This is a genomic window from Vulcanimicrobium alpinum, from assembly GCF_027923555.1.
GTDB classification, from domain to species: domain Bacteria; phylum Vulcanimicrobiota; class Vulcanimicrobiia; order Vulcanimicrobiales; family Vulcanimicrobiaceae; genus Vulcanimicrobium; species Vulcanimicrobium alpinum.
The window spans coordinates 635968-648887 of the sequence record NZ_AP025523.1 but is presented as its reverse complement, the minus strand read 5'-3'; the positions used below and the strand labels follow the sequence as shown (position 1 = coordinate 648887).

At 71.6% G+C, this 12920-nt stretch carries 11 protein-coding genes; 10 read left to right on the top strand and 1 reads right to left on the bottom strand.

Going from position 1 to position 12920, the window contains the following annotated elements:
• The first annotated feature begins 6 nt into the window (after window positions 1–6).
• The 4 genes from WPS_RS03240 to WPS_RS03225 are packed head-to-tail and all read left to right on the top strand — an operon-like array spanning window position 7 to window position 3554.
• On the top strand, window positions 7–645 hold the full coding sequence (locus WPS_RS03240; RefSeq protein WP_317996424.1) for a hypothetical protein: 639 nt from the start codon (window positions 7–9) through the stop codon (window positions 643–645).
• 51 nt (window positions 646–696) lie between these two features.
• A complete protein-coding gene (locus WPS_RS03235) occupies window positions 697–1866 on the top strand; it encodes a glycosyltransferase family 4 protein (RefSeq protein WP_317996423.1) in 1170 nt (389 codons plus the stop codon).
• A gap of 30 nt (window positions 1867–1896) precedes the next feature.
• Entirely contained in the window at window positions 1897–3081 is a 1185-nt protein-coding gene (locus tag WPS_RS03230) for an NAD-dependent epimerase/dehydratase family protein (RefSeq protein ID WP_317996422.1), read from the top strand.
• Window positions 3078–3554: a hypothetical protein gene (locus tag WPS_RS03225; RefSeq protein ID WP_317996421.1), complete on the top strand. Its 477-nt coding sequence runs from the start codon at window positions 3078–3080 to the stop codon at window positions 3552–3554. Before WPS_RS03230 ends, WPS_RS03225 begins: the two co-directional genes overlap by 4 nt.
• Window positions 3555–3561: 7 nt before the next feature.
• On the opposite strand, the gene WPS_RS03220 is transcribed toward WPS_RS03225, so the two are convergent.
• A complete protein-coding gene (locus WPS_RS03220; RefSeq protein WP_317996420.1) occupies window positions 3562–4125 on the bottom strand; it encodes a UbiX family flavin prenyltransferase in 564 nt (187 codons plus the stop codon).
• 114 nt (window positions 4126–4239) lie between these two features.
• Here WPS_RS03220 and WPS_RS03215 point away from each other — a divergent pair, with 114 nt between their 5' ends.
• The 6 genes from WPS_RS03215 (at window position 4240) to WPS_RS03190 (ending at window position 12917) form a co-directional block, all read left to right on the top strand.
• Window positions 4240–6081: a RecB family exonuclease gene (locus tag WPS_RS03215; RefSeq protein WP_317996419.1), complete on the top strand. Its 1842-nt coding sequence runs from the start codon at window positions 4240–4242 to the stop codon at window positions 6079–6081.
• Window positions 6082–6088: 7 nt separating this feature from the next.
• Window positions 6089–8308, top strand: coding sequence for a 3'-5' exonuclease (locus WPS_RS03210; RefSeq protein ID WP_317996418.1), 2220 nt, complete (start codon window positions 6089–6091; stop codon window positions 8306–8308).
• An 88-nt stretch (window positions 8309–8396) separates the two neighbouring features.
• Window positions 8397–9845 (top strand): DUF1800 domain-containing protein, encoded by a 1449-nt coding sequence (locus WPS_RS03205; protein WP_317996417.1) that lies wholly within the window; start codon window positions 8397–8399, stop codon window positions 9843–9845.
• Window positions 9846–9861: 16 nt separating this feature from the next.
• Complete coding sequence (locus tag WPS_RS03200; RefSeq protein WP_317996416.1) at window positions 9862–11091, top strand: DUF1501 domain-containing protein; 1230 nt, start codon at window positions 9862–9864, stop codon at window positions 11089–11091.
• 51 nt (window positions 11092–11142) lie between these two features.
• Window positions 11143–11955, top strand: a complete 813-nt coding sequence (cysQ, locus tag WPS_RS03195; protein WP_317996415.1) for a 3'(2'),5'-bisphosphate nucleotidase CysQ — start codon at window positions 11143–11145, stop codon at window positions 11953–11955.
• The gene (locus tag WPS_RS03190; RefSeq protein WP_317996414.1) at window positions 11952–12917 is read left to right on the top strand and encodes a GNAT family N-acetyltransferase; all 966 of its coding nucleotides are present in this window, start codon (window positions 11952–11954) and stop codon (window positions 12915–12917) included. The genes cysQ and WPS_RS03190 overlap by 4 nt, the downstream gene beginning before the upstream one ends.
• The last annotated feature ends 3 nt before the right edge of the window (window positions 12918–12920 follow it).

Below are 12920 nucleotides of genomic sequence, written 5' to 3'. Positions count from 1 at the left end.
GCGGAAATGATGCGCTTCGCCCTCACCGCCGCTCTTCTGCTCGCGCTCGCCGCACCCGCCGCGGCGGAGCATTGCGACGTGAGGCAAGCGCCGCTGGGGAGCGCCGGACGCGCGGGGATCGTCGCCTTCACGACGGCGGTGCACGGGACGCGGGTATGCGCGCTCTACGCGAACCTCGCGCTCGACGGCGTCTCGGCACGCGCCGGCGACGCGCCGGAGGCGCTGGTCGCCGCCGCGGTGACGCCCGGGACCGGCGCGACGCTGACGATCGGCGGCGACGCGCCCGGGCTCGCGATCGCGGCCGCCGGTGCGCCGGGTCCGGCCGGCGCGTTCGCGGTCGGCCCGTTCGCGATCGCCCCGGGCGGCGTGTTTCCGCCGTCGGGCGGCGATACGGCCGAAGTGCCGCGCGTCGTCATCGGGTATGCGGGCGCGCGCTTGGTGGTGCTGCGCACGTCGCCGATCGCGCTGATCGATCTGACGCGCATCCTGCGCGAGCAGCCCGATCTCTTCGGCGCCGACGCGTTCGAACGCGCCGCGATCGTCGCCAGCGGAAGCGCGGCGACGATGCAGGTTCGCACGCCGTCGGGAACGCTTGGCGAGGCGGTGACGACGCCGCGCGCGTTCAGCATCATTAATCGTCTCTGAGAGCCCGCTCGTTCCCAGCACCTTCCCAGGCGGCGCGGGAATCGTTCGCGCATGCGCACCTTGCTGCTGCTGTGCGACCAGGCAGGCCCCGCCGGCGGAGCAGAGCGCTACTGGGAGACGGTCGTACCGGCGCTCGTCGCGCGCGGCATCCGCGTGCGCATCCTCGCGCGCGAAACTTCAAGGCATCCGTATGGCGATGATGCGGTCGCGCGCGTTGCATGGGGCGCGGAGTCGGAGCCGCCGAACGACGCAGCCGCCGCGGCCGTCGCGGCCGAGATCCGCCGCGTGCGTCCCGACGCGATCGTCACCGCCAGCGTGTTCGATCGCGCCGTCCTCGACGCGGTGCATGCCGCCGCGGTCCCGTGGACCGTCCGCCTGCACGACCACCGTGCGCTCTGCCCGACCGGCGATCGCGTGTATCCGCAGTTCCCCGCGATCTGCACGGCGGCGATGGGCGCGGCGTGCTGCGCGGCGACGCTGCTGCGCGGCTGCGTACGCGGCCCGCGGCCCGCGTCGTTCGCAGCGATCGCCGCACGCGTCGCAGTACGGCGCCGCATCGCGCGCGCCGATCGCATACTCGTCTCGAGCGGCCACATGCGAGCGACGTGCATCGCCAACGGAATCGCGGCCGAACGCATCGCGATCACGCCGCCGCCGCTCCCCGATGCGGCGTTCGCCCAGCCGCCCCCACCGCGCGCCGATCCGCAGCGCCTGATTTTCGCGTCGCGGCTGACGCCGCGCAAAGGGCTGCGCTCGCTCGTCGCGGCGCTCGCGCGCATCGCACCGCGACGGCGCCCGCTCCTGGTCGTCGCCGGCAGCGGCGAGGCCGAAGAGCGCGCAGCGCGCGCCGACGCGCAGCGCAGCGGCGTCGCGGTTGCATGGCGCGGACGGCTCGACGCCGCGGCCCTGCGCTCGGAGTTCGACGATGCGACCGCGGCCGCGGTACCGTCGCTGTGGCCCGAACCCTTCGGTTTGGTCGGGATCGAAGCGCAGGCGCGCGGGCGGCCGGCGGTTGCGTACGACGTCGGCGGGATCGGCGACTGGATCGGCGATGCCGGGATCGCGGTCGCCCGCGGCGACGAACGCGCGCTCGCCGGCGCAATCGAACGCATCGTCGAGGAACCCGCATGGTCCGCATTTGCCCGCAACGCGCGACGGCGCGCCGAGTCGTACCGGCTCGACGCGCACGTCGCACGGCTGCTCGATCTCTGCGCCGGCTGACGGCACACCGCTAAGGAGAGATGGTTTCACATGAAGGTGCTCGTGATCGGCGGCGACGGCTACTGCGGCTGGGCGACGTCGCTCTATCTCTCCGCGCGGGGCCACGAGGTGACGATCCTCGACAGCCTCGCGCGGCGCGCTTGGGATCGCGAGCACGGCCTCGACTCGCTGGTGCCGATCGCCTCGGCACGCCGCCGCGTCGACGAATGGACGCGCGTGACACGTCGCGCCGTGCGCTTGGAAACGGTCGACGCGACCGACTACGAGGCGCTGTGCCGCGTCGTCGCAGAAATCGCGCCCGACGCGATCGTGCACTTCGGACAGCAGCGCAGCGCGCCGTTCTCGATGATCGACCGCGACCACGCCGTGCGCACCCATGTCAACAACACCGTCGGCAATTTGAACGTGCTGTGGGCGCTGCGCGAGTACGCGCCGGACGCGCACCTCGTGAAGCTCGGAACGATGGGCGAATACGGAACTCCCAACATCGATATCGAGGAAGGCTTCCTGGTCGTCGAGCACCAGGGCCGCAGCGACCGGCTGCCGTTTCCCAAACAACCCGGGTCGTTCTACCATCTCACGAAGGTCAGCGACAGCGATCAGCTCTTCTTCGCCTGCCGCACCTGGGGTCTGCGCGCGACCGATCTCAACCAGGGGATCGTCTACGGCACGCTGACCGCCGAGACGGCGGCGTCGCCGGCGCTGGCGAACCGCTACGACTACGACCACATCTTCGGCACCGTGCTCAACCGCTTCTGCGTGCAGGCGGCGCTAGGCCATCCGCTGACGATCTACGGGCAGGGCGGTCAGACGCGCGGCTTCCTCGATATTCGCGACACGGTGCGCTGCGTCGAGATCGCGCTCGAGCATCCGGCGCAGGCGGGCGAGTACCGCGTCTTCAATCAATTCACCGAGATGTTTTCCGTCGCGGAACTCGCCGAGCGCGTCGCGCGCGTCGCTGCCGGGCTCGGTTTGGCGACCGAGATCGTGCGTCTGCCCAACCCGCGCAGCGAGCGCGAAGAGCACTACTACAACGCGAGGAACACCAACTTGCGCGCGCTGGGCCTCGACCCGACGCCGCTCGGCGACGCAACGATCGCCGGGCTGATCGCGATCGCTGCCGCGCATCGGGAGCGCATCGACGTGCGGCTGATCCCGCCGCGCGTGGCGTGGCGCCCGCCGCACGACGCCCCAGAACGCGCCGTCGCCTCGTGATGCGCAGGCTCGGGATCGCGCTGCCCCCGGTCGCGGCGATCCTCGTCGCGGCCGCGCCGCATCACGCGCCTCACGCCGCGCAGGCAGGGCACGGGGCCGCGCGCTCCGCCGTCGTCGGTGTCTCCGGATCGCCCCAGAACGCGCATGCCTACGCCGCGGCGGGCGCCGCAGCCTACGAGACGGATTTTCCGCAGCCGCTCGTCGCGCGCATCGCCGGCGGCGACGGCGCTGCACCGAAAGTGCGCTTCCGCTGCGAACAGCCGGACTGCAAGCTCTACATCCTCGACGCGCCGAGCGACTTCGAACGCAGCGACCCGCGCACGTTCACGATCGGCGCATCCGACCGGAAGGTCTCGGCGCGGGTGAGCATCACCGCGCCGAGACTCGGTACGTATACCGTGTCGGTCGCGCTCGCCGACGCGAAGGGCGGCTCGCGCGCGGACGCCGCGGTTTATTCGCTGACGGTGCGCTGAGGGCGCGCTATGCGCCGGTCCAGCGGGCGAACGATTTCGCGTCGATGCCGAACTGATCCAGCGCTTTCCCGATCGCGTGTCCGATGATGTCGTCGACCGTTTTGGGGTGCGCGTACATCCCCGGAACCGGCGGCAGGATCACGGCTCCAAGCTCCGCGAGCTGGGTGAGCGTCCGCAGATGGCCGAGATGGAGCGGCGTCTCGCGCACCATCAGCACCAGCCGGCGCTTCTCTTTCAGGCACACGTCGGCGGCGCGCACCAGCAGGTTCGCGTTGAAACTGTAGGCGATCGCCGACGCCGTTTTCATCGAGCACGGCACCACCAGCATCCCCTCGGTGTGAAACGAGCCCGACGAGATCGAGGCGGCGAGGTTTTCGTCGCGGTGAACGACGTCGGCCAGCGCTTCGACGTCGGCGGCGGTGGCATCTGTCTCGAGCGCGATCGTCTGGCGCGCCTGCTGCGAGAGGACGAGGTGCGTCTCGACGTCGGGGACCGCACGCAGCGCGCGCAGCGCCGCAATCGCGTACGCGCTCCCGCTCGCGCCGGAGATCCCGACGATCATCCTGCGCATCTCACCACCAGCATTCCGGCATCATCCACATATTCCACGCGCGTCCACAAACTCCGCATCGATCTGTGGACGCCGTCGAGGGTCCGGACGTCGCGCCGCCCGAACCGTTGCTGCGTGCTCCTCGTCGACGAACGCCGGCTCCCCACCGGCGACGCGCTCGCCCCGGCCGCGCTGCTGAGCCGGCTGGTCGGGCGGCGCGTGCTCGGCGACGGCGAGCGGCGGGCGATCGTCCGCCGCATCGCGGCGACCCGCGACGACACCGGGATCGCTCCGCACGTGCGCGCCAGCGCGTCGTTCGCCCAGCGCGTCCTCGACGCGTGCGATCGCGGCGCGATCCCGGCACCGCTCGAGCCGTTGGCCGGGCACGTCCGCACCCTGCTCGCCTTCGCCGACCTGCTCGACGTCCGCGGCGCGCTGCGCGCCGCGACCGGCGCGGCCCCCGCACTCGGCGAGCCGCTGCTGCAGATCGACGCGGCGCTGTGCGCCGACGACGACGAACGCTTCGCGTGGCGGCGTTTGGCAACGGCGGCGCGCGCGACGTTCGAGATCGTCGATCTGGGACCGCCGGTGACGCCGCCGCTCGACTTCGCGTACGTCGCCGGAACGATCGCGCTGCTGCAATTCGCCGCGTCGCAGAGCGACGCCGACGCGCGCCGGATGCTGCTCGCGCCCCAGAGCGGCGTGCGATCCGACGACGCGCGCGCGCTGCTCGCGGCCGCGGGCGAACGCGCATCGCTCCTCGACGTCGTCGCCAGGGGCGCGCTCGCCGACGCGACGCGGTTCGTGCACGGCCTGCAGACGGTGACCGCGGCATACAAAGCGCCCGACGCGACGGCGGAACGCACGCTGGCGGCTGCGTTTGCGTCGTTCGGCTGCGACGACGCGGCGACGCGCTTCGCGCTCGAGCGGATCGCACGCGACTTCGACGCGGCGCGCGCGTTCGCCGAACCCTGGGAGGCGGCCGACTTCGTCGCGGAGATCGACGCCGAGCTCGCCGGCGCCACCCGTCACGCTGACCCAAGTCACGCTGAGCTTATCGAAGCGCAGCCAGTCACCGACGAACCCCCGGCCCCCGTCGCGATGCGGAAGATCTCGTTCAGCGCGTCGTCGCTCAACGCATACGCCGAGTGCGCGCGCAAGTGGTGGTTCCGCTACGCGTGCGCCGCCGTCGAGGATCGCGGATCGTCGGCGTCATTCTACGGGATTGCCTTCCACGCCGCGCTAGAAGACTTCCACACCGGGCACGTGCGCTTCGACGGCGCCGATCCCGAAGCGCTCGCGCGCACGCTCGATTTCGCGGTCGTCGCCGCGTTCGACCGGCACCGCACGCGGTTCGACGCGCCGGTCGAGTTCGAACTGCAGAAGCGGCGCGCGCGGCGCACCGCCAAGAAGTACCTCGCCTGGCTGCTCGAACGCGCGAACCGCGCGCCGTTCGAGGTGATCGGTTGCGAGACGGCGACCGAAGTCGAGCTCGGCGGCCAGCGCTTCATCGGCTTCATCGACCGACTCGACCGTGACGATCGCACCGGGACCGTCACCGTCGTCGACTACAAAACGGGCTCGATCGCGACCAGCGCGCTCGAGTATCTCGCCGACATCCGCGCGTTCCGCGAGTTCCAACTGCCGTTCTACTACTGGGCGCGCACCGAGGCCGGCGACACCGTCTCGCGGCTCGCGCTGATCCCGCTCAAAGACGCGCTGCTCGACGTCGCGCCGGTCGAACTCGAAGTGGTCACGACGTCGCGTCCGCCGCGCGCGAACGGCACCGTCGGCGAGATCGCCGCCGCCGAACTCGCACGCGCGCGCGACCACATGATCGCGCTCGCGAACGAACTCGCCGGCGGAACGCTGCGCGCCTTTCCGGCGACGGACGATCCCGACGCCTGCCGCTACTGCGCCTATGCGAACGCCTGCCGCGAACGCCCGCTCGCGCTCGAAGAGCGCTTCGGCCGGTGAGCGCGCGATGATCGCGGTGCTCGGGCTTGAGCGGGCGCTGACGCTCGGGCCGGAGAGCGGGCTGATCGCGTTCGTCGGGCCGCCGACCAGCGGCAAGACGGACGCGCTGGCGCGCCGCTTCGCCGCGCTGGTGGGCCGCGATCCGGCGCTCGCCGACGGTGCGATCGTCACCGCGGCGCGCGCCGGCGGCGCGCGCGCGCTCGCCGAACGGATCACCGCCGCCACGGGAATCGCGGTGCGCGGCGAGACGCTCGACGTCCTCGCGCTCGAACTGCTGCGCGCGCACCCGTTCGAAACGGGGCTCGCGCTCGATCCGGAACTCGTCTCGCCGCTCGATGCCGCCGAGATCTTCGAGCGCGCCGCCGCGCCCCTGTTCTCCGCCGAGTGGAGCGACTGGCTCGGGACCGACGTCGATCCGGAGATCGCCGGATTGCGCACTCCCGCCCGCTTCGCCGACGCGGCGCTGCGGCTGATCCGCAAATTGCGCGACGCAGGGATCGACGACGAGGCCTTTCTCGCGATTGCGAAACGCGGCGCGACGTCGTTTTACGCCAACCCGCCGAACCTCGCGTCGCCGGCGCTCGTCGCGGCGACGAAGGACGAGCACCGCGCCTCGCTCGCCGTCGGTCCCGGAGAACTCGAGCGGCAGCGCAAACGCGAGCTCGATCTGGCGAAGATCCTCGCGCGGCTGCAGCGCGCGTACGCGAGCGAACTCGTGCGGCGGGGCTGCCTCACCCCCGCCGACGTTCTTGCCGAAGCCGTGCGGCTGATCGCCGACCGCCCGGCGATCGCGCGGTCGCTGCGCGGGCGCTTGCGCGTCGCGCTCGTCGACGACGCGCACGACCTGCCCGCCGGCGCGCTGCGCTTTCTGCGCGCGCTCTTCGGCGACGCGCTCGACGGCGTCACCGTCGCGGGCGATCCCGACGCGGCGACGCAGACGTTCGCGGGCTCGCGGCCCGAACGGATCTTCGGGTGCGCGAAGACCACGGTGACGCTCGTGGCGCGGACGCTCCCCCCGCAGATCGCCGCGGTGATGCGCGCCGTGATCGCCGACGATCCGATGCGCAGCATTCCGGCGGGCGACGCCGTGCGCGTCGTGCGCGCGTCCGATCGCGCGGGCGAAGCGGAGGCGATCGCGCAGCGCGTCGCAGCGCTGATCGCCGGCGGGACGCCGCCGGGCCGGATCGCGGTCGTGCACCGCACGCTGCGGACGCTCGGGATCGTCGAGGACGCGCTGGTCGCGCGCGACATCGCGATCGCGCCGGCCGGCGATCCGGCGCTCTTCGAACGCGCCGACGTGCGCGACGCACTCGCCGTGCTGTGGTGCGCCGTCGATCCGTTCCGCCATGACTGGCTGCTGCGCACGCTGCAGTTGCCGCTGCTGCGCCTCTCCGACGCCACGATCGCGCTGCTGTGCGGTGAGCCGGCCGATCCGCAGCCCGCGCTGTTCGTCCTCCCCGACGAGCCCCCCGATACCGACCGGCGCTGGGATCGCAAACGCGACGTGCGGCTCGCGACCAACGTGCTGCGCGCCGAGCGCGACGCCGACCTCACCCCGGCGGCGCGCGAACGGCTCGCGTCGTTTCGCGCGCGCCGCGCGCGCTGGATCGCCTGGTCACGCAGCCTCGGCGCCGCCGCGGCCGCGCAGGCGATCGTCGCGGACGCCGGCTTGCTGCTCGCGCGCGACGGTGAGACGGCGGCCCGTGCGCGGCTGCGCGCGACGATGATCGCGCAGCTCGTCGCGACGATCGGCGAGGTCGACGCGCGCCATGCAGGTGCCGGGCTGGCCGGCGCGCTCGCGTACTGCGAGCGGATCGCTGCCGGCGACGGCGGCCCCGAGATCGACGACGAACGCACCGACGCCGTCGCCGTCGCTTCCGTGGAGCGCATCCTCGGACGGCGTTTCGATCACGTCTTCGTCGTCGACGTGCGCGCCGGCGCCTTTCCACCGTACTACGTCCCCGACGCGTTCCTCTTCAGCACGACCTACGGAATGATCCCGAAGGAGAGCGCCGGCGACGCGCCGGCCGCGCGCACCGCGAAGTTCACCTGGTACGAACACCAGGCGAAGCCGCGGCTGGCATATATCAAGGAACAGCGCCGCCTCCTGGCCGCGGCGATGGGACGCGCCGACGCGACGGTCACGATCTCGGCAAGCGGCCGTCCGACCCGCGGCATCGCGGCACCCGAGCTCGCGACCGAGATCGAGCTGATGCTCCAGCGCTGACGCGGGCGCCCGAACTTTCACGCAAGTCTCATCCGGGCGCGCCGATTCGGCGTGACGGCGGCGAATCGGTAGCCGTTCGGAGGGTACCGTGCCGTCCAAGATCGACACTTCGACCGATCCGCAGGTCGGTTTTCGTCCGCCCGGCGCGCTCGATGCCGCGACGGCGCTCCTGCCGTACGCCGGCCGCTTCGGGCCGCGTCATGCCGCGCATCTGCTGCGCCGCGCGGGCTTCGGCGGTGCGGCCGACGAGCCGGCGCGCCTCGCATCGCTCGGGATGAACGGCGCGGTCGACGCGATGCTCCATCCGCCCGGCCTCGACGCGGAATTCACCGACTTCCCCGACTCGGACGTACTCTTCACGCAAGGCAAGAACCGCGCCGCGGCGCAGATGTGGTGGCTCGACCGCATGCTGCGCACGAACCGCCAGTTGCGCGAAAAGATGACGCTTTTCTGGCACGGTCACTTCGCGACGTCGATCAACAAGGTGCCGGCGGCGCAGATGGTCGCGCAGATCGATCTGTTCCGCACGCTCGGGATGGGCCGCTTCCCCGCGCTTCTCTCGGCAGTGACGACCGATCCGGCGATGCTGATCTGGCTCGACAACCGCTACAACGCCAAAGCGCATCCCAACGAAAACTACGCGCGCGAGGTGATGGAGCTCTTCGCGCTTGGGCTCGGCAACTACACCGAAGACGACATCAAGGAAGCGGCCCGCGCGTTCACCGGCTGGACGCTCGATCGCGGACTGCAGGCCCAGTTCGTCGCCGCGCGTCACGACGATGGTCCGAAGACGGTGTTCGGCAAGACCGGCAACTACAACGCCGACGACGTCATCGCGCTGATCGTCGCCCAGCCGGTGCACCAGCGCTTCCTCGCGCGCAAGCTGCTCGAATTCTTCGTCTACAGCGACCCCGAACCCGAGCTCATCGAGTCCGCCGCGCAGGTGTACGCGCTCTCCGGCTTCGACATCGCGAAGACGGTCGGCACGATCCTGCGCTCGAACGTCTTCTACTCGACGCGCGCCTACCGCGCGTTGCCGAAATCGCCGGTCGAATTCGCGATCGGGACGCTGCGCTATTTCGGGACTGCGACGGTGCCGCCGAACCTGCCGTACCAGCTCGCACGCATGGGCCAGGAGCCGCTCAACCCGCCGAGCGTCAAGGGTTGGGACGGCGGCCCGACGTGGATCAACACCTCGACCCTGCTGGCGCGCTTCAACTTCGTCAACGCGCTGGTCGCGCAGACCGCGCCCGGAAAGAACGGCCAGCCGGCGGTGAGCGCGCCGTACGTCAATCCGGATGCGCTGGTCGGCCGCGTCGGGATGGACGCCGCGAAAGTCGCCGCGGCACTGGTCGGCGAGGCGGTGCAGGACGACGTCACCTCCGACGTTCGCGCGACGCTCACCGGATATCTGAACAGCGCGACGCCGACCGCCGCGACGCAGAATCCGATGCCCTTCGGTCCCGAGAACTATCAGGACAAGATCCGCGGCGCGCTTGCGCTCACCCTGAACCTGCCCGTCAATCAGCTCGCTTGAAGTTGGGAACCGCACGATGAAACGCAGCACCTTCGTCTCCTCCGCGCTCTCGGTCGCGTTCCTCGGCGGCAACGCGAGCGTCGCGCTCGCGCAGGTCGCGGGCGCATCGGCACCGCTGCCGTCGTTCGGCGCAAACGGCGATCCCGACAACGTCCTGGTCGTGGTGCAGATGGGCGGCGGCAACGATGGGCTCAACACCGTCGTCCCCTTCGCGGACGACAACTACCATCGCGTGCGCCCCGGGATCGCGCTCGCGCCCGCTTCGGTGCTGAAGCTGAACGATCGCATCGGTTTCAATCCCGCCCTGAAGGGCCTCGCCGCACTCTACCACGAGGGCAGCGTGGCCGTGGTCCAGGGCGTCGGCTATCCGAATCCCAACCGCTCGCATTTCGAGGCGACGCAGATCTGGGAGACGGCGTCGCCCGAACGACCTCAGCAGTACGGATGGCTGGGCCGCTATCTCGACCGACGCTTCCCGGCGGGTTCGAAGCCGCCGCTTTTCGAGGCGGTCTCGCTCGGCGACACGCTTCCCGCGGCGCTCGTCGCGTCGCACGTCGAGGTGCCGGCGATCGGTACACTCGGCGCTTTCGGCTACAACGCGGGGCGCAATCTCGCCGAAAAACAGAGCGCCGGCGTCCTCTACGACGGTGCGAAGGCCGGACAGTCGCCGTATCTCACGATGATCGCGCAGACCGCGCGCGATGCCTACCACGGCGGCGACACGCTGCGCGCGCAGACCGCGACCTTCACCAACAAGGCGGCGTATCCGAACAACGGCTTCGCGCAGCAGCTCGCGCTCGCCGCGCGGCTGATCGGCTCCAGCGTCGGGTCGAAGATCGTCTTCGTCTCGCTCGGTTCGTTCGACACGCACGCCGGACAGCGCGCGCAGCAGGACCGTCTCCTCGGCTATCTCGGCGACGGCCTGCAGGCGTTCTACGCCGATCTCGCGGCGCACGGTCTCGATCGCAAGGTGATGACGCTGACGTTCAGCGAGTTCGGCCGGCGCGTGGCGCAGAACGCGTCGAACGGAACGGATCACGGGACCGCGATGCCGCTGTTCGTCATCGGCGGCGGCGTGAAAGGCGGGATCTACGGCGAGCATCCCTCGCTCACCGATCTCGATCGCGGCGACTTGAAGTTCTCGACCGATTTCCGATCCGTCTACGCGACGGTGATTTCACGCTGGCTCGGCCGCGACCCCAGCGCCGTGCTCGGCGGCGCATATCCGGCGATCGCGTTCGTCTGACGTCGCGCCTCGCGCGCAGGGGATCGCCGCTCGCCGTCGGACCGTGCACCGATGCTGCTCCGAGCCGGCGCCGCCGCGCTGCTCACCGACGTCGTCACGATCGCCCGCAACGCGGGCGACGCGATCCTGCGAATCGAACGCGACGGTGCCGGCGACGTGCGGCGGAAGCACGACGAATCGATGCTCACGCAAGCGGATCTCGTCGCGGAGTCGCTGATCGCGCGAGCGCTCGCGGCGCGCGATCCGCAGACGCCGATCATCTCCGAAGAGGGCCGCTGCGACGCGCACGGCGGCGCGCCGTCGCGTTTCTGGCTCGTCGATCCGCTCGACGGAACGCGCGAGTTCATCGCCGGAAACGGCGAGTACACCGTCAACATCGCGCTCGTCGAGGACGGCGAAGCGGTGCTGGGCGTCGTGCACGCACCTGCCCTCGAGACGACCTACGCGGCGGCGCGCGGCCTGGGCGCGCAGCGGATCGCCGCCGGCACGTCGCAGCCGATCCGTGCGCGCGCCGGCGGGGAACTCGTCGTCGTCGCGAGCCGCTCGCATCCCGGTCCGCTGCTCGACCGGTTTCTCGCCGCGCTCCCGCCGCACCGCACCGTCGCGATGGGCAGCGCGCTCAAACTCTGCGCCGTCGCCGACGGAACGGCGCTGCTCTATCCGCGCCTGGGCCCGACCTGCTGGTGGGACACGGCGGCAGCGCACGCGGTCGTCGCCGAGAGCGGTGCGACGGTCGTCGCGCTCGACAACGCGCCGCTGCGCTATGCAGGCAGCGACGTGCGCAACCCGCCGTTCGTGTGCAGTGCGCTGCCGCGCTCGACGTGGGAACGCGCCGCGGAGGCCGTCGGCGCCGAATTGCGATGATCGCGCTCGCACCGATCGCGCCCGACGAGTACGTGCGGGACGTGCTTCCGCAGTCGCGCACAATGTGGGCCGGCGCGCGCACGTTCGACGAGTACGTTGCGGAGTTTCGCGCCGCTGCGGCGTCACCGTGGGGCCGGCGCCGTTTCCGCACCGTCGGTCTGCGCGTCGACGGCGCGCTCGTCGCGTCGTGCAAGCGGTACGCGCGCGTGCTGCGTTGCGGCGAGCGAAGTTACGAAGCGGCCGGGATCGGCGCCGTGTTCACGCCGGAGGCGCTGCGCGGGCGCGGGTACGCCACCGCGATGCTCGGCGCGTTTCTCGACGCGGAGCGCGCCGCCGGGACCGACGTCGCCTACCTCTTCAGCGATATCCGGCCCGCGTTCTATGCCGGGCTCGGGTTCGTCCGCCTCCCGTCGCGCACGTTCACGTTGCGCGCAGACGCGCTGCCGAACGACCGCATCGAGGTCGCGGCGCTCGACGACGACGACGCGGGCGCCGTGCGGCGCGTCTTCGACGCGCTCGACCGTCGGCGACCGTTCGCGTTCGCGCGCACGCCGCTGGATTGGGGCTGGCAGCGCCTGCGCGCGCGTTCGCGCGAGCACGCGGGCGACCCCGTGCACCTGGGCGTGCGGCGCGGCCGTCTGCTGTGCGCGTACGTCACCGGCCGGCGCGTCCCCGCCGCCGACGCCTTCGTCCTCGACGAGTTCGCGTTCGCGCGCAACGACGACGCCTGGCTGATCGCGCCGCTGCTGCGCGCGGCGGCGGGCGATCTGCGCAAGGTGCAAGGTTGGCTTCCGCCCGCGGTCGCGCGCGGCGCCCTGCCGCGCGGCGCGGTGCGCGCGCGCAGCGACGCGACCGCAATGCTGATCCCGCTCAGCCCCGCGTTTCGCGCCGCCTGGAACGCGTGCGGCGGCCGCCCCGCACCGGTCGACGCCGATCCGGTGTGGAGCACCGACCACATCTGACGT